The sequence below is a fragment of the Elizabethkingia sp. YR214 genome, assembly GCF_003058195.1.
GTDB lineage: Bacteria > Bacteroidota > Bacteroidia > Flavobacteriales > Weeksellaceae > Elizabethkingia.
On sequence record NZ_QBUH01000002.1, the window covers coordinates 1 to 21,025 of the forward strand.

Annotated in this window: 17 protein-coding genes; 10 read left to right on the forward strand and 7 right to left on the reverse strand. The window is 33.7% G+C overall.

Annotated features, from left to right (window positions below; translation table 11 throughout):
• Positions 1–114: 114 nt before the first annotated feature.
• A complete protein-coding gene (locus C8J95_RS03175; protein WP_107808709.1) occupies positions 115–912 on the reverse strand; it encodes an AraC family transcriptional regulator in 798 nt (265 codons plus the stop codon).
• A gap of 133 nt (positions 913–1,045) precedes the next feature.
• On the opposite strand from C8J95_RS03175, the gene C8J95_RS03180 reads away from it, so the two are divergent.
• The 5 genes from C8J95_RS03180 to C8J95_RS03200 all read left to right on the forward strand — a co-directional run bounded on the left by C8J95_RS03180 (position 1,046) and on the right by C8J95_RS03200 (position 7,953).
• A complete protein-coding gene (locus tag C8J95_RS03180; RefSeq protein ID WP_107808710.1) occupies positions 1,046–2,368 on the forward strand; it encodes a TolC family protein in 1,323 nt (440 codons plus the stop codon).
• Positions 2,369–2,371: 3 nt separating this feature from the next.
• Complete coding sequence (locus tag C8J95_RS03185; protein WP_107808711.1) at positions 2,372–3,436, forward strand: HlyD family secretion protein; 1,065 nt, start codon at positions 2,372–2,374, stop codon at positions 3,434–3,436.
• Complete coding sequence (locus tag C8J95_RS03190; protein ID WP_107809009.1) at positions 3,429–5,021, forward strand: beta-carotene 15,15'-monooxygenase; 1,593 nt, start codon at positions 3,429–3,431, stop codon at positions 5,019–5,021. The genes C8J95_RS03185 and C8J95_RS03190 overlap by 8 nt, the downstream gene beginning before the upstream one ends.
• 311 nt (positions 5,022–5,332) lie before the next feature.
• On the forward strand, positions 5,333–7,213 hold the full coding sequence (locus tag C8J95_RS03195) for a sensor histidine kinase (RefSeq protein ID WP_107808712.1): 1,881 nt from the start codon (positions 5,333–5,335) through the stop codon (positions 7,211–7,213).
• Entirely contained in the window at positions 7,213–7,953 is a 741-nt protein-coding gene (locus C8J95_RS03200) for a LytTR family DNA-binding domain-containing protein (protein WP_107808713.1), read from the forward strand. The genes C8J95_RS03195 and C8J95_RS03200 overlap by 1 nt, the downstream gene beginning before the upstream one ends.
• 50 nt (positions 7,954–8,003) lie before the next feature.
• On the opposite strand, the gene C8J95_RS03205 is transcribed toward C8J95_RS03200, so the two are convergent.
• Entirely contained in the window at positions 8,004–9,128 is a 1,125-nt protein-coding gene (locus C8J95_RS03205; protein WP_107808714.1) for an agmatine/peptidylarginine deiminase, read from the reverse strand.
• A gap of 225 nt (positions 9,129–9,353) precedes the next feature.
• Between C8J95_RS03205 and C8J95_RS03210 the strand changes: the two genes are divergently transcribed.
• Complete coding sequence (locus C8J95_RS03210; RefSeq protein WP_107808715.1) at positions 9,354–9,857, forward strand: SRPBCC domain-containing protein; 504 nt, start codon at positions 9,354–9,356, stop codon at positions 9,855–9,857.
• A gap of 51 nt (positions 9,858–9,908) precedes the next feature.
• Here C8J95_RS03210 and C8J95_RS03215 read toward each other — a convergent pair whose 3' ends face one another.
• Entirely contained in the window at positions 9,909–10,937 is a 1,029-nt protein-coding gene (locus tag C8J95_RS03215; RefSeq protein ID WP_107808716.1) for an Atu2307/SP_0267 family LLM class monooxygenase, read from the reverse strand.
• Positions 10,938–11,052: 115 nt separating this feature from the next.
• Positions 11,053–11,586 carry an NADPH-dependent FMN reductase gene (locus tag C8J95_RS03220; RefSeq protein WP_107808717.1) on the reverse strand — a complete coding sequence of 178 codons (534 nt, stop codon included), beginning with the start codon at positions 11,584–11,586 and terminating at the stop codon, positions 11,053–11,055.
• 282 nt (positions 11,587–11,868) lie between these two features.
• Between C8J95_RS03220 and C8J95_RS03225 the strand changes: the two genes are divergently transcribed.
• The 4 genes from C8J95_RS03225 to C8J95_RS03240 all read left to right on the forward strand — a co-directional run bounded on the left by C8J95_RS03225 (position 11,869) and on the right by C8J95_RS03240 (position 15,943).
• Positions 11,869–12,747 (forward strand): helix-turn-helix domain-containing protein, encoded by an 879-nt coding sequence (locus C8J95_RS03225; protein WP_107808718.1) that lies wholly within the window; start codon positions 11,869–11,871, stop codon positions 12,745–12,747.
• A 111-nt stretch (positions 12,748–12,858) separates the two neighbouring features.
• Positions 12,859–13,647 (forward strand): MBL fold metallo-hydrolase, encoded by a 789-nt coding sequence (locus C8J95_RS03230; RefSeq protein WP_107808719.1) that lies wholly within the window; start codon positions 12,859–12,861, stop codon positions 13,645–13,647.
• A 31-nt stretch (positions 13,648–13,678) separates the two neighbouring features.
• Positions 13,679–14,641: a D-2-hydroxyacid dehydrogenase family protein gene (locus tag C8J95_RS03235; RefSeq protein ID WP_107808720.1), complete on the forward strand. Its 963-nt coding sequence runs from the start codon at positions 13,679–13,681 to the stop codon at positions 14,639–14,641.
• A gap of 69 nt (positions 14,642–14,710) precedes the next feature.
• A complete protein-coding gene (locus C8J95_RS03240; protein ID WP_146165457.1) occupies positions 14,711–15,943 on the forward strand; it encodes a S41 family peptidase in 1,233 nt (410 codons plus the stop codon).
• Between the two features lie 431 nt (positions 15,944–16,374).
• Here C8J95_RS03240 and C8J95_RS03245 read toward each other — a convergent pair whose 3' ends face one another.
• From C8J95_RS03245 to C8J95_RS03255, 3 genes are all read right to left on the reverse strand, one after another.
• Positions 16,375–17,406, reverse strand: coding sequence for an alpha/beta hydrolase (locus C8J95_RS03245; protein WP_107808722.1), 1,032 nt, complete (start codon positions 17,404–17,406; stop codon positions 16,375–16,377).
• Positions 17,407–17,832: 426 nt separating this feature from the next.
• Complete coding sequence (locus tag C8J95_RS03250; protein WP_107808723.1) at positions 17,833–18,432, reverse strand: HdeD family acid-resistance protein; 600 nt, start codon at positions 18,430–18,432, stop codon at positions 17,833–17,835.
• An 874-nt stretch (positions 18,433–19,306) separates the two neighbouring features.
• The gene (locus C8J95_RS03255; RefSeq protein WP_107808724.1) at positions 19,307–20,782 is read right to left on the reverse strand and encodes a hypothetical protein; all 1,476 of its coding nucleotides are present in this window, start codon (positions 20,780–20,782) and stop codon (positions 19,307–19,309) included.
• Positions 20,783–21,025 lie beyond the last annotated feature (243 nt).

The following is a 21,025-nucleotide window of genomic DNA, read 5'->3' on the forward strand; positions in this document are numbered from 1 at the left end:
TGTGTCTCTGTGAATCTTGTCTTTTTCATCTTTTACAGTTTAAAATTAATAAATTTCTCTATTTTTAAACTGTCTGGTTTTTAGGGACACTTACAGTTTTTTTGTTTTAAAATGCTAGGACAAACTTCTTGTCTTTCTTAGGTCAGACGGCCTTGACTGAGTAAACTCATGAAAAGTATCGCTAAAGGTACTAATACTGCTATAGCCAACTTCGTCTGCAATCTCATTAATAGATTTATGTGATTTTAGGATAAGTTCAATGGCTTTAACCATTCTCAGTGTTTTCAGATATTGCAGAAAAGAGATGTCCAAAGTAGATCTGAAGAGCCTTGACATAGACCTTTCACTCATTCCGAAACGATCGCTTATACTAACCAGGGTATGTTTATCACCAATGTTATGGTCCAGATACAGAAGTATTTTGTTCATCTGATAATCATCTGTCATGGGCAGGACAATAGGTAATGCATATTGGCTGACTCTAGGAAGTATGTTCTTTAATGAAATCAGGAATTCAAAATTGTGATCCTTTGCTTTCACATGCTTTTCATCCCAAATTTCGGTATACTTAATCATCTGAATCAAAAGTTCTGAAGCCGGATAAATTCCCAGTTTGGTATAGAACGGATCTGTGGTATCATCATGTGCATAGAAATAAAGGGAGCGCAAAACAGTAGCAGAATGGCCTATGCGAAGAAGATGTTCCATTCCCTGTGGTATCCAAAAGAAATGCCGGGCAGGAACAACGTAAGTTTTGTTATCTGTTGTAATATAGGCAATCCCTCCTTCTACATAGCTTAGCTGCCCTTTTGTATGTCTGTGAAAAGGAATCAGTTTTTCAGATTTTTCATGCATTACAAAAACACTTCTGGAGTGTTTGTCAATATCTGGTAATACTGCAATTAGGCCCATAATTATACCTGTAAATTCAAGAGTGCAAAGGTACAATTATATTGGCCGGAATCAGGTAAAAATTGACTATTTTGGATAAAAATAATATTCGGATAGAAAATAGCTTTGCATTCTGATAATTCATAAGTTCTCAATGAAAATTTATTCTACCCTGGCCTTTATGCTGGGGACCCTTTTTCCGGCATTCGCCCAGACCCAGGTTCTTAAAAATGACACACTTTATCTCTCCCTGAAGCAGACATGGCAGAAGGCAGAAGAAAACAGCCGCCCTATTCAGATGAGTAGTCTGGAAACTGATATCTCAGTAGCCAGAATAAAAGATGCTAAATTGGAGCGTCTTCCTGAGCTAAGTGTAAAAGGTTCGGTGGAGAAGGCTTCTAATATTCCGGTCTATGAAAATGGCTTGTTCTCAAAACCAACGCAACATGAAGTTATCCATACACTTTACAGAGCCGGAGCTGATTTTTATTTTAATATTTATAATGGTAATAAGCTTAATCTTAAAATAAAGCAGGAAGAAGTTCTGCAAAAGATCAAACAGATCCGAAAAGATGAGAGTGTTTCCGATATTCATTACAAAGCAGCTTCATTGTATCTCGATCTTCAGAAAAGTTTAATGTTCCGGAAACTTATAAAAGAGGATATCCATGATCAGAAATTACAGCTAAAAGAAATACAATCTCTTTATAAAAACGGAGTGATTTTAAAGAGCGATGTTCTTCGGACAGAACTCGATTTATCCAAAAGGGAAATGACTTTAATAACGATTGAAAATGATATATTAATTGCCACACAGAAGCTTAATATCATCATAGGAGCTCCTGATGAAACAGTTGTTATTCCTGAAGATTCGGATATCAAAGAGGAAAAGAACATCACCTATGATCAGTATCTGGAGCTGGCTTTCAGATATTCGTTTGACTATCATATCTCCGGACAGCAGACAGAACTGTGCAAACTTCGTCTGAGGGAAGTTAAAGCCAATGTCAGACCACAAGTAGGTTTATACGGAGAATTTTATTTTGCAAATCCACAGATTTTTCTTTATCCGTATAATCCCAACTGGTATTCGTTAGGAATTGTCGGGTTGAAAGCTTCATTTTCTCTTTCTTCTCTATATCACAATACTCAGAAAGCGGAGGCCGCAAAACTTGAATTAGAAAAAGAAGAAATCGCTCATAAAAATACTGAAGATAAAATCCGTCAGGGTGTGAAAGAAGCCTATTTAAGATATACTGAAGCTCTGGAACAGATAAAACTGGCAGAAATTAATGTTTCTCAGGCAAAAGAAAATGCAAGGATTATTAAAAATACTTATTTCAGTCAAACCTCACTTATTACCGACCTTTTAGATGCCAATATTCAGCTTCTTCAGACCCGATTTGAGCTCGAAAGTTCAAAAATTATAGCTCAGAATAAATTTTACTTATTACAAAACGTTACAGGAACTTTATAAACGATGAAAAAGAAATATACTGCCACCGATAAGCTTATTACAAAAATCACCGGCTGGATTACCATACTTGTAGTTCTGATGTTAGCAATCTGGGGAGGAGTAAGCCTCTTTAATTATTACAAATATGAGCAAACTAATGATGCACAGGTTCAGGAATATGTAAATCCTGTAATTGCCCGAGCAGGAGGTTTTATTGTAGCTGTAAAATTTGAAGAAAATCAGAATGTAAAAAAAGGTGACATACTTTTAGTTATAGATAACAGAGAATATATTCTGCAGCAGGAACAGACCAGAGCCCAGCTAATTAAAGCGCGGGCCCAGTTAAAAGTTCTTGAAAGTACTGTCCATACAATGAGTAAAGAATCCTCGGCATCCAGAGAGCAGATTATGGCAAACAGTGCTAAGGTAAAAAAGCAGGAACTGGATTATAACCGATACAAAAAACTTTATGATGAAGAATCTGCTACAAGGCAGAAATTGGAAGATGTTGAAGCAACATTGGAGGTGAACAAAAGTGACTATAAATCTTCGCAGGATGCCTATGCAGCTTCTATTTCAAAAATAGAAGATGTAAGAGCAGAAAAGGAAGTTGTAAAGGCTGAAATTGTAAGACTGGAAGCACTACTTGGAAGACATAAACTGGAAACCAGCTATACTGTTGTTACGGCTCCTTATAACGGAAGAATGGGGAAACGAAGTGTAGAGGTTGGACAGATGATAGATGCAGGGGAGCCTCTTGCTTTTATTGTTAATGATCAAACCGATAAATGGGTGGTTGCCAATTACAAAGAAACCCAGATTAGTGGAATGCATATCGGGGACAGGGTGAAGATCATTGCAGATTCCTATCCGGATAAAGAATTTAAAGGAATTATTATATCACTTTCTCCAGCTACAGGTTCTAGCTTTTCCTTATTGCCGCCGGATAATTCTACCGGAAACTATGTAAAGATTGTTCAGCGTATACCTGTGAGAATTAGAATCGACGGGCAGAAATCTGAAACAGATATCTTAAAAGTGGGAATGAATGTGAATGTATATGCTTCAAAAAAGCACAGTAATGGTTAGAAGGAAAATTCCTTTTTTTAAGAGCTGGGCACCGGACTGGTTTGTGAAGCTTTTTCTTTTACTGATGACACTTCCGGGGATTGCCATTTTCTTTCTGCCTCTAACCAATATTGAAGCGGCGCGTGGGTATTATGGATGCGAGACAGGGGATATTCAGTTTTCCGTAATTTTGTTTTATGCGGGTTATGTAGGATTTTATAATCTGGAAAGAAGATTCTTTAGCTTTTTAGCTGCCAGAGAATATCTCTTAGTATTTGTAAGCCTGCAAATATTCAATTCTCTCATTTGTTACCATGCCCATGATATTTATATTCTTTTTCCTGTACGGTTTATTCAAGGGGTTCTGTTTGCGTGCAATGTAAATTTGTCTCTTACCTTATTCTTTTCAAGACTTAGCAGCGAGCGGGGCAGGGAAATTAGCTTTTCAATTTTTTTTGGGCTTTTAATTTGTGCTGTACCCTTCAATAATCTTTTAACAGCTGGAATAATCGACGCTTATAATTTTAATATTATCTATAAAGGCGCCATCTTCTCCTATGTACCCTGTCTTATCTTCCTGGCATTTGCCATGAATCATTATCGTAGTGGTAAAAGATTTCCCCTTTATAAATTAGATATTCAGAGCTTTATGTTGCTCAGTGGGTGCCTTGTACTCTTTGGCTATATGATGATCTTCGGACAGGAATATTACTGGCTGGAAGATCAGAGAATTCTTCTGAGTGTTATTGGGATTTTTATACTCTTGGTATTAATGCTTATCCGCTTTAGGGCGATGAAGCGTCCTTATATTGATCTCAGAGTTTTCAGGTACAGAAACTTTATTATAGGTCTTGTATTTCTCTTTATTCTCTATATCTGCAGATTTGCTTCAGGAATTACCAATACTTATTTTACTGCAACCCTTCATTTTGACCCTTTTTATCTTTCTTACATCAATATCTTTAACCTTTTGGGTATTGTTACAGGCGTTGTTTTGGCCTGTTGTATGGTTATAAAGAAAGTCGGAATACGCTATATATGGTTTTTAGGCTTTTCATTGCTCCTTATTTTTCATGTGATGATGTATTTTTCATTTGATATTGAGGCCAATCCTTTTAATTATTTTATTCCTTTAGCACTTCAAGGGCTGGGAGTGGGAATACTAATAGTACCCACTATTATTTATATTATATCTGCTGTTCCTTTTTTTTTAGGTCATTCAGCTGCAGCCACAGCCCTTACCATACGCTATTTGGGGTTCTGCGCCAGCATTGGAATTATTAATTTCTTTCAGCTTCTTGGAAAAAGCAGGCATTATAATGCTTTTCAGGATCACCTGACTGTACTGAATCCTACAGTAAAAAGTATTTTGAGTAAGCAGGCTGGTAAATTAAGTGCTAAGGGGGTGAATAAAAATCAGATAATAAAAGCATCAGATAAATTGCTGCTAAAGAAAGTAGAAGAGCAAAGCCTTTTAAGATTTAGTATGGATTACTATGAAATGATGAGTTGGCTTCTTTTAGCTACACTTCTTTTAATCCTTCTTTTTCCTTATTTAAATAAAACTATTCTGCATCTGAAATCCAGAAGACTTTCTCCGGCTTAAGTTTTATAAAAGTTGCTACGAATATTTCTGAAGAGGTAACGAATATTGACAGGATTGTTTCAAATATTAATTCCCATACTTGTGAAAGATAATAATTCTTCAAATTTGAAGTGTAAAAGAAATGTGAAATATATATTCCTCATCTAGTTATATTCCTATTCACCAAATCCTTAATTTTAACTAGAAAAGTAGAGGGAGGCTATTAGTCTCCCTTTCTTTATACTATTTTTATGTAAATATCTATGGAGAGATTATATAATACCTTAAATTATCACAGGACTTACTTATCTTGGCCTAACTAAAATCAGCAAATGTCAAATTGTTTAAAATTTAGAATTCTATCTATAATATCTGTATGTGCTTTACTATTTACAATTAGCTGCAATAAAAAAGCTAAAGAACAAGGTACTGTACCCACACCAAATACAGATAAGAATTTTATAAGTTTTGCCATAAAGACAGATGTAATTCCACGTGAGGGTAAAGAAAAAGTCTTTCTAAAGCTCGATAGTATAATTAATGGACTTAGTACAAAGGATAAAGTACTGTACTATAATTACATGAAATATGCCCTTAGCAAAAAAGACAGCTCAGACTATTATTTAAATAAAATAGACACAGTAGGAAGATCTGCGGATGTAAGAGATCTTATAGACCTCTATAATTTTAAGGATGGGTTTAAGTCAGATGCTATCGGTCCAAAAACTACGGAAGCTATCTTTAAGAAAATAAATAGTGAAGAGAAAAGAAAAAGTCCCCTTCTTTTTAAATATTATGATCTAATGGCCCAGGCATTTTATATCAATAAAAATGTAGCGAAGTCAACCGAGTATTTTAAGCTCTCTTTTGAGAATAATCCGGAAAAAAATACAATTTCAGAGCAACTTAAGTACTACGAAATTTTGTTTTTATATGCCATGGAAAGCTCCAATATAAAAGAGATGGAGAGTAACCAGAAAAAAGCAGAAGATCTGGCAAGGGCACAAAAAAATGAATATGAGCTTTCCAGAACTATGGACTATAAGGCTATTATTTTTGGACTTAAGAAAAAACCGGATAGTGGCGTCTATTATTCTAAAAAGTCTTTTGAGTATTTAGAGTCTACCGGAAGGCTTAATCCTGTAGCCTATATCAACCTTGCTATAAATTATCAAATGAATAATGAATTTGATAATGCTGTTAAATATGGGGAAGAGGGTATAAAATGGTCGGTAAAACATAAAGATTCAAGCAGGATGGCCGAATTGTATTCTGCATTATCGGATGCTTATAAAGGGAAGAATGATTATAAAAATTCGCTAAAAAACTTAGACACCTTCTACAAACTTAAACTAAAGAACATTAACAGTATCCAAAAGGATAAGGTTTATGAGATCGAGCAAAAATTTAAGTCTGAAAACAAGGATTTAACGATTAATAATCTAAAGACCAGTAATGAGCTGAATAGCAAAATTATTAAACAGCAAAAATGGTTAATGTCCATTCTCGCCGCAGCATTCTTACTAGGTGGATTTTTCCTTTACAATTTTCTGAAAAGAAAAAATCTGCAATCCAAGGCCGAAAAGCTTCTGGTTGAGAATGATAAACTAAAACTTGAACAAAAAAGTTTCCAGCTAAAGATAAGCCCGCATTTTATATTCAATACTGTAAGTAATCTTCAAGGATTAATTAGTGAAAAGGAGACAACTAAGTCAATTAGCTATCTCACCAAATTTGCCAGACTGATGCGTAATATCCTGGAATACGAAAAAGAAGATTTTATATCTGTCGAAGACGAAATCAGACTTCTGGAAGATTATATGCAGTTACAGCAGATGAGATTTAAAACCAGTTTTGAGTATAGTATAATAGTAAATGATAATGTCCACCCATATTTCCAGTTAATCCCGCCGATGTTGTTGCAGCCTTTTGTTGAAAATTCCATTATACATGGATTTGGTAATATTGATTATATAGGAAAAATTAATATTATATTTGAAAATAAGACGGATTATATGGAAATTATCATTGAAGACAACGGTAGAGGAAAAGCAGCCCAATACACAGATGTAAACAAACAGTCTTTGTCGACAGCAATTACCGAACAAAGGCTGAATGTTCTTTTTCCTAAAACCAATTCTTTTGTTAAAACCAACGCTACAGATAATGGCTTTAGAGTAGAAATTAATATTCCGATTTTAACAGAAGACTAATGAAAGTATACGTACTTGAAGATGAAGAGAATATCCGCAATTATATATTGAGTATTCTTAAAGAAATTCCTGATATTATAGTTGTTGGGTATACAGATCAGGTTAAAACTGCACTTGATGAAATTCCAAAACTGGAGCCACATTTAATTCTGGCAGATATTCAGTTAAAAGATACCATAAGCTTTAGATTGTTTGATACACTTGATATCGAGAAATATAAAGTGATTTTCATCACTGCTTTTAGTCATTATTCCATTCAGGCACTCAATTTAGGAGCAATAGGTTACTTGCTAAAACCTATTGCAAATGACGAATTAAAGGCTGCAATACAAAAGGTTATTGATAAAAATGAAGCCTATTTAGTTCAGCAGTCCCAACTTCAGCTGGTTAATAGTTACATAGAAAAGCCAAAAGAAGTAAACAGGATTGTTCTAAAAAACCGCGATTATCTTCAGATTATATTTTGTGATGACATTGTGTATTGTGAAGGGGACAAGGGCTATACTACATTTTTTCTGAACAATGAACCGGGAGTTTTGGTTTCTAAAGTTTTGAAAGAGTATGAAACTTTATTATCTCCTGCCCATTTCATACGATGCCACCAATCTTATCTTGTGAATATGAATTATGTTACCCGGTATTTTAAAGAAGGTTATTTACAATTAAAAACAGGAATTAAAATTCCTGTATCCGCAAGAAAAAAAGATGATGTTCTGAGATATTTAGAACAGTATTTATAACTCTTATATATAACAAAAACTACCTGTGAAGGTAGTTTTATAGTATAATCTTATCGGGGTTGCTGCTGTGTAACACAGTGTACCATACCGCCATTGGCAAAGAGGTTCCGACAGTCAATTCCGACGACCTTTTTGTCAGGGTACAGTTGCTGTATGATATTGTTTGCAACTGCATCATTTGGATCGTTATAATTAGGTACCAATACCCGGTTGTTGGCAATATAATAATTGATATATGATGCACGACCAACTTTCTTCCCATAGGTAGTTGTTACTTCATTTTTGGTTAAAGGAACTTTTACAAACTGATAAGCTGAACCATTTTTTCCTGTGGCATTATACAAATTATTAATATCATTGTCAGGAATCTGCCAGTAAGCAAGATCATTAGAATTCATTGTAATAATAGTAGAAGAATTGGCAAACCTGGCAAAGCCGTCGATATGCATATCGGTAATATCAAGACCAGCTTTTCCTTCCAGCCATATAAATTTTGTAATACCTAAATTCTTTGTGAATATTTCCTCTGCCTGTTGTTGGGTCATCCCGGGGTTTCTGTTGCTATTAAGAATAGAGCTTTTACATGCCATTAATACTCCGTTTCCATCAATTTCAACACTTCCGCCTTCATTTACCATTACGGTGTTGAGGTCAATTTTCGGAACATTAGTATCTGCAGCTATTTTGGAAGGAATAGCATCGCAATTGTTATACTGAGCCTTTTTTCCCCAGCCATTAAATCCCCAATCCTGAATAAATAATTTGCCATTGCTATCTTTCACATAAATAGGGCCGTTATCTCTCACCCAGAAATCATCCGTTGGATAAATTTTAAAATCAATGTTGTTTAGTGATATTCCAGCATCATTTAATAATGTTGTTATACGATCTTTCTCTGTATTATCATAAGCAATAATGTGAACTTTTTCACTCTGTACCAACTCTTTGGTCATGGCTATCCAGGTGGGATCAAGACGTTCGCGGTAAGTAACTCCATATTGATATTCGTGTGGCCACTGAAGCCATGTACCTTCATGCGGAGCAGACTCTTCAGGCATTTTATAAAGAACAGCAGACGGATCGGTAGTCCCGGATGGCTTATCGGTCTTCTCATCCCGGCTACATGATAACATAATAAAGGGTAGTAATAAGAGTACTAATTTTCTTCTTTGCATAATTGATCTTTTTTGATAGGGCAAAATTAGATCGGTAAATATTGTCAGACTTGTCCAAGACGGACAACTTTTCTGTATAGTTTAAATTTTCGGAAACTTCATTCTGTATAAATGTTGTGTAGGTATAATTGGTTGATTAATAGCTTTATAATTAAACCTTGTATTCAGAATAGGGCATTGAATTATTTGGTAACTTTGAATACACAACCATCAAAAATATTAAAAATGAAAAGCGATCTTTTTTTTGATTTTTCTATAGATAAGGAAAACAATACTATTGTTATCAAGCGTGAATTTAATGCAAATTTGGAGCAAGTGTGGCAAGCCTGGACAAAAACGGAATTTCTTGACAGGTGGTGGGCGCCGAAGCCTTATAGGGTTGAGACAAAGACTTTAAATTTTACAGAAGGAGGGATATGGCTATATGCTATGGTAAGTCCTGAAAATGAAAAACTTTGGTGTAAAGCAGACTATCAGAAGATAGAATTTAAAAAGCTTATCGAGTGGCTAGATGCTTTTTGTGACGAAAATGGAAATGAAAATACTGAAAAGCCGCGTTCCAACTGGAGTATTAATTTTTCTACGGACGATCATCTTACAACTGTACATATAATCCTTAAGCATGATAGCTATAAAGATGTAGAGACCATGCTGGAGATGGGCTTTAAAGAAGGCTTTACCATGTGTATGGGAAATCTTGATGAATTATTACTGGAAGTAAACAAATAAAGATTTTATGATAAAACTAAAAAGCTCCTCAAAAATAGAGGAGCTTAATTTTTATGCTTCGTTAATCAACGGAATTACTTTTTTACCAATCAGCTCTATTGATTTATAAACCTGTTCCTGTGTAAGTCCCGGATTATCCATCTGGAAAGTAAATCTTGAAATACCTCCCAAAGCTTTACTATGACGAAGTATTTTTGCTGCTACTTCCTCAGGACTTCCTACAACATAGGCTCCGGTTAATCCGGCCTGTGCCTCGAATTGAGATCTTGTTGGTGTAGGCCATCCGCGTTCTTTACCTATTTTGCCCATCATCTCCTGATACCCTGGAAAGTATTCATCCTTTGCCTGATTTGTATCTTCCGCAACATAACCCAAGGAATGTAATCCTACCTGTAGTTTTTCACGGGGATGCCCTGCTTTCTCTCCTGCCTCGTAATATAAATCAATCAGAGGTCTGAAATTATGGGTTTCGCCCCCGATAACAGCAACCATTAGGGGAAGTCCAAGTTTTCCTGCTCGTATAAAAGATTCTGGTGTTCCGCCAACACCAATCCACACCGGAAGAGATTCCTGATATGGGCGCGGATATATTGGCTGCTCATGTAATGGGGCACGGAACTTACCTTTCCAGGATATCGTCTCCTTGTCACGGATAGCGAGTAGTAATTCTATTTTTTCTTCAAAAAGCTGATCATAATCCTGAAGATTAAGTCCAAATAAGGGATAAGCATCAATAAAAGAACCTCTACCAGCAACAATTTCTGCCCGGCCCTTTGATATAAGGTCTAGGGTAGCATATTCCTGAAAAACTCTTACAGGATCAGCCGCACTTAGTACCGTTACGGCACTGGTAAGCTTAATGTTTTTGGTACGAGCGGCAGCAGCGGCAAGAATAACAGCAGGAGCTTCATCTAAAAACTCTTTTCGGTGGTGTTCCCCAAGTCCAAAGACATGAAGTCCCATTTTGTCAGCATGTTCAATTTTACTGAGCAAAGCTTCTATGGCTTCTATGTTTTGCTGAGGATTTAAAGCTCCTTCATAAGCGCCGGTTGCAATAAAGCTATCTATTCCTATTTCCATAATGTGTGTTGTTTTTGGGAATTTCTAATACAAATATCGCGTGTTTAGCTTTGGTTTTCCTTGATATAGGATAAGAAATCTAAGACCCCACAAGGAATAAAGTTCTTAAAAAGCACTAGGCTGAAATCTGAGATTTAAAGCTTTGGATTTTAGTATTAAGTTCTTCTAACATTTCAGTATTAATTACACCGTTTTCGAGATCGAAATTTTCATAAAACTTTGGAAGTGAAAAGTTTTCCATGATCACAGCGCCAAACTGAGGGAAAAAAGTCTTGGCTGTATTCATAACATTTCCGCCACCATAACCTCCCGGAGAGGTACTCATCAAAAGCATGGGTTTATTTTGAAATACTTTTACGTTTATTCTTGATGACCAGTCGAAGACATTTTTAAATGCTGCACTATAAGATCTGTTATGTTCAGCCAAGGAACAGATAATAATATCACTCTCTTCAATTTGTTTTAGAAAACTATGTGCCTGATCAGGAAAGCCTTTTTTCTCAAGATCTACGGAAAATACCGGCATGGAATAGTCGTTAAGGTCGAGGAGATTGATCTCATTACCGGAAAAGCTTTTTAAAACAAATTTTACAAGTTCCCGGTTAATGGAAGTGGATGAAGTACTTCCTGCAAATGCTAATATTTTCATATTGTTTATTTTTATTATCTGTTTATATTTTCAATCAGGAAATAGTTCCTAAGAAAAAAGGTAGTGTAGAATCTTTTCTTTTAAAAGACTTACCTAAAATTAGTAAATTTTCCTTAAAGATTAGCCTATAGCTTTTAAGGGCGTAATTCTGGTAATATGCAAAACTTTATAATTTTAGAATTTTTTTGCTGGAAATTTAGTTTCTTTTATAATCCTGATTTTATATAGATTTGCTTAGAGATATAATCTAACAATTAAGTAATAATCTTTGATAATAGCCCTGTGAAAAAAGATCAAATTCATATCTATTCTGAAAAGGACAGCTTTCCTAATAGTATAGTGGAAAACTTTTATATTAATTACTATCAGGACGTAAATCTTAAGAACAGTAATAGGACTGATATACATCATCATACTTATTATGAAATTATCTGGGTAGAAAAAGGAAGTGGAGTTCACACTATTGATTTTGTTGATTATCATTACTCCGGACCTTGTCTTTTTTTACTACATCCCAGGAATGTACACAAAATTCAAAAAAATACGCTGTGTTCAGGAGGTGTGATTAAATTCAATGATCAGTTTTTTACAAATGATGAGCCTGAGTCAAAATTCTTATTAAAATTTGCTGTATTCAATGATATTGATGTTTTTCCTATTCTTAATTTATCAATGATTGAAGCAAAAAAAGTAAAATATCTTTTTGAGATTATTTTTGATGAAACCAGAGGTGGTGAAGTTCCGATGAAAACATTAATTTTAAGTTTATTAAAATCTTTGCTACTTAAAATCTATCTGATAAAAAAAGAAAGCTTCCAGATTGATAACGTTTATCACCCGAGTTCCATTAGGTATCAGGAATTTCAGGAACTTGTGGAGCGGTATTTCAAAGACGAACATAACCTTAGCTTTTATAGTAATAGACTAAAGTTTTCGACAAGAACCCTGAATGAGGTATGTAAAAAGAACAGCCATAAAACTGCCCATCAATTAATTAAAGACAGACTTTTATTGGAAGCTAAGAGAATGCTGAGTTACACAGATTTGTCCATCAAAGAAATTGCCTTTCAACTGGGTTTTGAGGACTCCGCTTATTTCACCCGTTTTTTTATGGTCAATAGCAAAGTGAGTCCCTCAGAATTTAGGAAAGTAAATTCTTAAATTTCCTAAAAGTCCATTTCTTTTGATCTTTTGTCCAATTACAAAGGGTGCTGTATTGGATACCTTTGCCAGGTAAAAACTTGTAAGGAGTTGAATTTTAGTACCAGTAGAATGAAAAAGATATGCAGAGCTTGTGGAACTCAGTTTCCGGAAAATTATCATTTAGCATTATGTGCAATATGTTCTGAAGAAAGGCAGTTTATACCTCTTTCCGGTCAGCGTTGGACAACACATCAGGAGCTAGTGGAAAGCCACAAAACGGAAATAACTGAAATTAATGAATATCTTTATGAGATTATCATTACACCCAAATTTGGCATAGGACAAAGAGCATTTTTAGTACTTTCAGAAAGTGGTAATATTCTTTGGGACTGCATTCCTTTATTGGATCAGAATATCATAAACTTTATTAACCAAAAGGGAGGCTTAAAAGCGATTGCAATATCTCATCCCCATTATTATAGCAATATGAATGATTGGGCTGAAGAGTTCAACTGCTCTGTTTACATTCATAGTTTTGATAAAGAATATGTAGCTGATAAAGGGAGGAGCATCCATCACTGGTCAGGCGAATCATTTAAGCTTTGGGATAATATTACGATTGAAAATATTGGTGGGCATTTTAAGGGAAGCAGTGTACTGATCATAAGTAAGCTCTCAAAACTAGGGGTAATGCTTTGTGGAGATACGATGTATCTTTCACCTAGCATGAATTTTTTTGCCATTATGCATAGCTACCCTAATAGAATTCCTCTAAAGAGAACGGAAATTTTAAGAATAAAAGAACGCTTATCTAACTTGAGCTTTGATACCATTTATGGTTTCTACAGCTATCAGAATCTTACAGAAAATGTGCGGAAAATCGTTGCAAAATCCATAGAACAGCATCTATCGGAATAAATTTTTGAAATATTTACTTAAAAAATATCATATGAAAATAACAATATTAGACGACTATCAGGATATTATTAAAGATCTGGATTGTTTTCAGATGCTAAAAAGCCAAAACGTAAATATCCTAAACAAAACTGAAAAAGATCCTGAAAAATTGGCATCCTTAATTGGAAAATCAGAGATTATAGTTTTAATACGGGAAAGAACCGAGATATCGAGTGAATTACTTCAGTATTTACCACATTTAAAGCTAATCAGTCAGACGGGAAAGATTTCCAACCACTTAGATTTAGATGCATGTACTAGAAATAATGTTCTTGTTTCGGAGGGAATAGGTTCACCTGTGGCTCCTGCAGAATTAACATGGTCGTTATTAATGAATACGGTTAGAAAAGTTCCTCAGGCTATTGAAGGAATGAAAAATGGCCACTGGCAGGTTAACATCGGAAATACGATCAATGGAAAAACAATTGGGATATGGGGGTATGGGAAAATTGGACAAAAAATAGCCCAGTATGCAAAAGTATTTGGTGCAAAAGTTCTGGTTTGGGGAAGTGAAAATTCCAGAACTAAAGCACTTGAAGATGGTTTTGGAACGGCAAACAGTAAAGAGGACTTTTTTAAAACCGCAGACATTATAAGCTTGCACTTAAGGTTAAATGAAAATACTTTTTCTATAGTAAAAGAGCAGGATTTAATGAGTATGAAAGAAGGTTCTGTGCTTATTAATACAGCCAGAGCAGAATTAGTTCAAAAAGATACGCTGTTGAATGTGCTTAAAAGCGGAAAGAAAATTTCAGTGGGAGTAGATGTTTATGAGAATGAACCTGTATATGATACAAGTTATGAATTACTCAACAGAAATAATGTAATCTGTACGCCCCATCTTGGGTATGTAGCATGTGAAGGCTATGAACTTTATTTTAGTAAAGCCTTTGAGAATGTACTTAATTATATTGCTGGTAACCCTACAAATATTGCCAATCCTGAAGCCCAGTAACTCAATTTAACTTAATTATAAGGAAGTTGTAGTGCGAACTTCTGGTATTTAATTTTATATTTGAGTGGTATGAAACATCAATTAGGTATTTTGTTAATGTGTCTTTTTATAGCTGCTTTTAATGGGCAGTCAATTAAAAATGATCATTTAACACCCCAGCAGTGGAGAGATGATTTACACGCTTTATATGATAATTTAAAGGCAAATCATTTAAATATGTTTCATTTTAGTTCAAAAGAGGTTTTTGATAAAAAATACCAAGCCATTTATAAAGAAATACCAAACCTAACCAGCAGTAAGATTATTATGCATTTTAAGCAATTTGTATCCCTTGTAGGGGACGGGCATACAATGCTGGTAGAACCAAAAGATTTCAGAAAGTACCCTTTAGATTTTTTTATTTTCCAGCACCAGATGATTCTGGTGAGAAGCGGTGAAGAGTATAAAGAGCTATTGGGTTTACCATTAATTTCAATAAATAATATACCGATCAAGCGGATCACAGACTCCTTAAATACTATAATTAGCCATGGAGAGTCAAAATCTTATGCATTGGATCAGTTGCCAAAGAGATTAACTACAGCGAATTACCTTCAGGCATTTGATTTTGCTCCTGATACAGATTTAGCGGTTTTTGAGTTCCTTAAAGCAGGTAAAAGTATTAAAGTAAAAATAAAGGCTACTGAAGAAAATAAAGCTATTAACTGGAAATGGGCATATAGTAAACTTCCGTTATTTTTAAGCCATGGTACCTCTCCTGAACCTTCAATTTTTCATAAAGCTTTAGGTGATAATATTTATTATATTAACTTTTCAGGATATCCATCCTGGGAAGATTTTGAAAAAATCACTAAGAATATATACGAAGGTTTAAGTAGTCAAAAATCTACAGATAAAATTATTATAGATATGCGTCTAAACGGTGGGGGAAATTTTGATAAAGGATTGAAATTAATGCTGCCTATGTTTTTAAATTATAATGCACTGCACCCGTTGGTAAAATATTATGTAATAATTGGAAGAGCAACATTTTCTGCCGGAATGTCCAACGCTGCTCATTTTAGAGATTGCCTTAATGCAACACTGGTAGGAGAGTCGACAGGAGCTATACCCAATGGTTATCAGGAGATAAAATGGTTTAGGCTGCCAAATTCTTTACTTGAAGTTTCTTCATCACAGTTATTTTATTCTTTTCAAAAGAAAAATACTAATGGCCTTCAGCCTGATAAACAAATAATACCATCCTTTAAGGACTACAATTTGGGAAATGATCCTGCTTTAAACTGGATTTTAAAAAGATAATTTATAGAACGTTTTCTAACTCAAAATCTAAGAAGATAAATTAATTTTCTGTTATTTATAATCTGGATTTTTTGAATTAAAAAGAGGGTAGAGTACCTCTTTTTATGATATATTACCTCAATAATTATTAAGATTTTGCTTAATATGTCTTTGTGATATATATAGCTGAAGCCCTTAACCGTGGATGGGCAAGTGGTGATGCTGGAGATTGGTAGACAAAGGTATCAATGCTTCTTTAAGCTTCTATACCGCTGGACCTACCCCCAAGGTGAGATCACTTATAACAGTGCCAATTATCAGAATGCTTTACATACATAGTATGGTGGTAATGATGACATCACTAAAATGATGCGGCTTTTGAAGTAAATAAAATTTCACAATTAACATAACCCAGGGATTAGCTCTAATCTTTGGGTTTTTATTTAGTATTTTTAATTTCCCTTTACAATTTTTTCAGCTAGTAAAAGAATCTCTTTATTTATTATATCAGCATTTTCTTTTTTGGTAATGATAGTACCATGACTTGCATCCATAATAATTTGTTTTCCGTTAGAAGAGATTTCTTTTAGTTCTTTTTGCATATCAAACCATAATTGAACTTGTTTATCAGGGTCAATTCCATCTTTTCTATATTTCTCTTTTTGGGATTCTTTATACTGTTCTGTAGCAGTAAATACCAAGAGAGGTAATGAACCTAAATCCTTTGCTTTACCTGCTCGCTGCAGTATTTGATTAGTTACTTCATTTTCTCGTAAAAACATACGATAAACATCTCCAGAATTAGACATTAGTGATCGTGAACGGCTGTATAATTCTTTTGGTAAACCATCACCTTGATATACGGGTTTACCAAGAGTATTATCATATATACCCAAAATACCTAAATCTGCAAGTACAGATCCTATTTTTAAAAGTTTTGCTTGCCCTTTAGGAACCAATTCTTTTTGAGCTAATCGCTTCCATTGTTCAGGATGGCTTGAATCTATGAAAACCATTCCCTCAACTTCGTTTGGATAAAGATCCCTGAATATTCTGCTATATGGCCCTCCCATAGAATGGCCTACCAAAATGTAAGGTGGTTTTTCACCAATTTTTTCTAATAATTCATGAAGCTGATGTGCATAAAATTCAGGAGATAAACTATCATTACTATTCGATTCACTAAACCATTTTCCATCTCTGTCATAGCGTATAACTCTAGTATTATTTTTCAAACCTTCTGCCAGCCAATGTAACATATCTGTATTGCTTTGTGCTCCAGCTTCAATAATAATGGTAGGTAAAGCTTTCTTTTCACCTTCTGCTCTTACATGAATATTAGTACCATCAACATTAACTAATTTGCCAGGCGGAATTGGTTTTGGAGCAAATAATCGGTAGCACAGCCCCGAGAACAATAATAATATTAGAATTCCTACGATAAGTTTACCAGTAAACTTAAATATTTTTAAAATTAATTTCATATAAGATCTTGAAGCTTGATAATGTCAGCAATTTTGAAGCGTAAACTTTTAACTAAAATAAACCTTCTACGATCATTTTAATTATCGTTGATCGTTTTTTAGATTGTGCTATTTACAATAGTACTACTGAAACGCAAATTTAAACTTTAAACTAATATAATTTGCATTTAAATGGATGTAATCGTAAAATAATTTATGCTTTATTCGAAATTATATTTAAGAAATTTAGAAAGAATTCCAGATGGCGTTTTTGTATTTCTATTCAGAATTTTAGATTAGCGAGTACAATAAAATTATCATTAGCCTTTGAAATGGTTATATTGAGCATATTTTCTCTATTAAGAAATTTTATCGCTCAAAACTTGTATAAAATAATAAAACCGGCATTTAGTCCGGTTTTATTATTTTATACTTATCTTTTTATTACTAAAGATCCTTATCCAGTTTACGCATTAGTTTGCGCATAATGTAATGATGCTGATTCACTTTTCTATATTCTGTGGAGAGCAAAATTGCAGCAATCCCAATACTAATAAAATATAAAGCTGTAACAAAGTTAATCGGAATACCAGCTGAGGCTGGATTTAAAATTAGTAATACAGAGAAAATAATTCCTGCAGCACTCCATGTGGCAATACGTCCCCAATGATAATGTTCATGTCTTTTCAAATCTATTGCTGTCCCCATCATGGTGATTGAACGTAATAAAGCTGTTAAACCAATAATAAGAACAGGTGATTTCCCGGAATAAATCGTTAAATAGATTCCCAGGTCCAGAATCAGCATCCCGTAAATCAAATACCAACCCCAGCCGTTAATTATTCTTCGGTTTTGAAAAGAAAATATAAGACGAAGCAATCCTGCTATAATAAAAACTATTCCATAAAATAGGATGTATTGAGTATAGTTTGCCTGCGGTATTATAAATAAAAATACTCCCATTATTACAGAGATAATACCTGCTATCATAGGAAAATACCAACCTTTCAGAGAGCCTCTGATAGTGGTGTTAAAAGAATCATTCATTTTATTTTAATCAAGTGCGATTATTGTAATGCAAATAACGGACAAAAGTGGTTGGAGGTGAATTAATTAATTATTAATTATGAAACTTTATGATATATTTATTTTTTGTTAAAGCATTACTAAAAAGATATTCTTATTTGTATAGATTCGTAACAAAATGTTGAAATGAAATTAGTTTCTTACTGGAGTATTTTTAATGGATTAATCTGTAGATTAAAAACGCTTCTATGGCATTTATTGGTAATTCTTATTGATGTATTGAAAATATGTAAATTAATATAATAAATAAGACCTGTTTGCTTCATGTAGGTTGGCATAAATGAAGCATAAAATGTGTATTAATAAAGTTCTGTTTAATGATTGATGGAAGAATTATTTTATAAAAAGAGCGGGGATTCCCCGCTCTCCAACTGTTTCCAGTTTTAACAAACAAATAACAAATAAATGATGATCATGTTATTTTCTTTAATTTCCGTTATTTATATAATTATGGCTGAGGAAAATACTATTAGCCATAATTATATCTGTTACTTACATTGCAAATTATCATTCATTAATCAGCTTCATTTTTATTAAACTGCCCCGTTAACTGTTCTTTAATGCTAAAACTATTATGGGATCATTTCATCAGGTGTGTTTCTGGTTCGGGGCAGTTGTGCAATTATTTAATTTTGATTAAAATGGATGTTATATTGATATACAACAGGCAATTTTGTTTGATAGGACAAAAATAGCGTGGTATGAGTATGCGATTCCAGAAATGCTTATTCTAATTTGTTTTGGAGTAGCATTCGTTTTCTTACGAAAAAGTTAAAACCATATAAAAGCTGTGTTTTTATATGGTTTTTTGTTAAAATAATTTAAAAGACTATTTTTATTTATCTATTAGCCAGATGTAAATATTTTCTTCAGATGTTATATTTAATTTTTTCCTGATCCGGTGTTTTTTACTCTCTACAGCACCCACTGAAGTCTTTTTAATAATTGCTATTTTTTTTGTGTCAAAGTTTAGTTTCATCATAGCACAATATTCCAGATCAGATTGTGTAAGTTTTGGATTAATATTTAAAAGTTTTTGATTGAAAACTGGAAATATCTCCTGAAATTTTAGATAGAATGCAGTATTGTTGTTTTCTGCAAGTTCTATGATCTGATCTAATTTTTTGTGATCATCATAACCTCCATGGTCTGCTTCTATATTATAATTAGCCACTGAATTGGATATTTTGTGCTTTTTAAAATGTATGTAAATTGCATAACTGGCAATTAGTGATATAATTATAGCTGGGAATATATAATACCAGTTGATCAGACTTTCCCATATGTTATTTGGAGCTTTAGTTTCAAGCTCTTTTTTCAACATATAGCTGTTAATTTGTTTTTCTGCTTTAGAAAGACTGTCATTTAGCTTTTTATGCTGATTAAGATAATAAGATTCATTTTTATAGTCTTGTAGTTCATGATAACTTTCGGCAAGAAGTGAATACATTAGCTTTTGGTCATATACCAAATTGTAGGATTTTGTAAGGTCGAGTGCTGTTTTGAAATGTTCTGCTGCTTTGGAAAAGTTTTTTCTTTTTGTTTCCATTTCTCCGAGAAGAACATTGCGGGTTAAAGGCCAGGTAGACTCTGTCTTTTCATTAATTTTATCACCTTCAGCGAGATAAGCTTCAGCTTTACTTAGCTCTCCCCAATCTGTATAAGCTGAAATCAGACCTTGCAGACTTTTAGTCATAATGTAAGGCTTTTGCTGATAATCCGGAGTAATTTGGGAGGCTTCTTTATAAGCACTCTGAATATAAAATTCTGTTTCTTTTTTATTTAAAGGTGCATTGTCGTCGCGTTCGTGCAGCAGTCTGATAAGGAAATAAATAAGAGACTTATTGTAATACTTTCTGTTATCGTCTTCAGGTGAAGCTTTGTCTGCGACATTAAGAGCTTCCTGAAAGGTGTGTATAGCCTTGTCAAAATAACCTAGCTTTGAAAAAACTGCTCCTTTTGTCATTAGTAGATTTGACTTATCTATTGTATATTTTTTATTGTTCCCTGCAAGTGCTATTCCTTCATCGGCTTTTGTTAATGCCATTTTTGTATTCCCTGTATTGGTATAAATCTCAGCCATATAGCTTAATGCATCTATTTGACCATCGATGTATTTTATTTCCCGGGATTTGTAGTAGACTTCTGTAGAAACTTTCAGTATCCTGTCTGTTTCATTTTTTACATAAGGATTAACGGTGTTGGATTTTATTGTATTAAAAAGACTGTCTATCTCTTTCTCTTTTTTACTCTGAGCGGAAATAAAGGAATATAAAAAGACTGAAAATAATAATAACAGTTTGCTTTGCATATATAAAGTGTATTATCAATGTGTTTTTGAATAAATTTTTATATTGAATTAGTATGTAATAAAAGGCTTTTACAGAAATAGGAAATAAGTGATAGCTCCTGTTGTTTTAAAATAGCAAAATTATAAGCTTGATACTGAATTATATATATTGTTTTCTTACGATTCCTTACGATTTCATGCTAAAGCATACGATTTGTGAAATTTATACATTGTAATTGTTTTTTTTATTGAATTCTTCTTTGC

What these genes read in the sequence shown, in the direction of transcription:
- C8J95_RS03185 (WP_107808711.1), top strand. Translation starts at nt 2,372, where the DNA reads ATGAAAAAGAAATATACTGCCACCGATAAGCTTATTACAAAAATCACC.
- C8J95_RS03180 (WP_107808710.1), top strand. Translation starts at nt 1,046, where the DNA reads ATGAAAATTTATTCTACCCTGGCCTTTATGCTGGGGACCCTTTTTCCG.
- C8J95_RS03250 (WP_107808723.1), bottom strand. Translation starts at nt 18,432, where the DNA reads ATGAATGATTCTTTTAACACCACTATCAGAGGCTCTCTGAAAGGTTGG.
- C8J95_RS03240 (WP_146165457.1), top strand. Translation starts at nt 14,711, where the DNA reads ATGAAACATCAATTAGGTATTTTGTTAATGTGTCTTTTTATAGCTGCT.
- C8J95_RS03235 (WP_107808720.1), top strand. Translation starts at nt 13,679, where the DNA reads ATGAAAATAACAATATTAGACGACTATCAGGATATTATTAAAGATCTG.
- C8J95_RS03210 (WP_107808715.1), top strand. Translation starts at nt 9,354, where the DNA reads ATGAAAAGCGATCTTTTTTTTGATTTTTCTATAGATAAGGAAAACAAT.
- C8J95_RS03215 (WP_107808716.1), bottom strand. Translation starts at nt 10,937, where the DNA reads ATGGAAATAGGAATAGATAGCTTTATTGCAACCGGCGCTTATGAAGGA.
- C8J95_RS03175 (WP_107808709.1), bottom strand. Translation starts at nt 912, where the DNA reads ATGGGCCTAATTGCAGTATTACCAGATATTGACAAACACTCCAGAAGT.
- C8J95_RS03255 (WP_107808724.1), bottom strand. Translation starts at nt 20,782, where the DNA reads ATGCAAAGCAAACTGTTATTATTATTTTCAGTCTTTTTATATTCCTTT.
- C8J95_RS03190 (WP_107809009.1), top strand. Translation starts at nt 3,429, where the DNA reads ATGGTTAGAAGGAAAATTCCTTTTTTTAAGAGCTGGGCACCGGACTGG.
- C8J95_RS03230 (WP_107808719.1), top strand. Translation starts at nt 12,859, where the DNA reads ATGAAAAAGATATGCAGAGCTTGTGGAACTCAGTTTCCGGAAAATTAT.
- C8J95_RS03195 (WP_107808712.1), top strand. Translation starts at nt 5,333, where the DNA reads ATGTCAAATTGTTTAAAATTTAGAATTCTATCTATAATATCTGTATGT.
- C8J95_RS03200 (WP_107808713.1), top strand. Translation starts at nt 7,213, where the DNA reads ATGAAAGTATACGTACTTGAAGATGAAGAGAATATCCGCAATTATATA.
- C8J95_RS03205 (WP_107808714.1), bottom strand. Translation starts at nt 9,128, where the DNA reads ATGCAAAGAAGAAAATTAGTACTCTTATTACTACCCTTTATTATGTTA.
- C8J95_RS03220 (WP_107808717.1), bottom strand. Translation starts at nt 11,586, where the DNA reads ATGAAAATATTAGCATTTGCAGGAAGTACTTCATCCACTTCCATTAAC.
- C8J95_RS03245 (WP_107808722.1), bottom strand. Translation starts at nt 17,406, where the DNA reads ATGAAATTAATTTTAAAAATATTTAAGTTTACTGGTAAACTTATCGTA.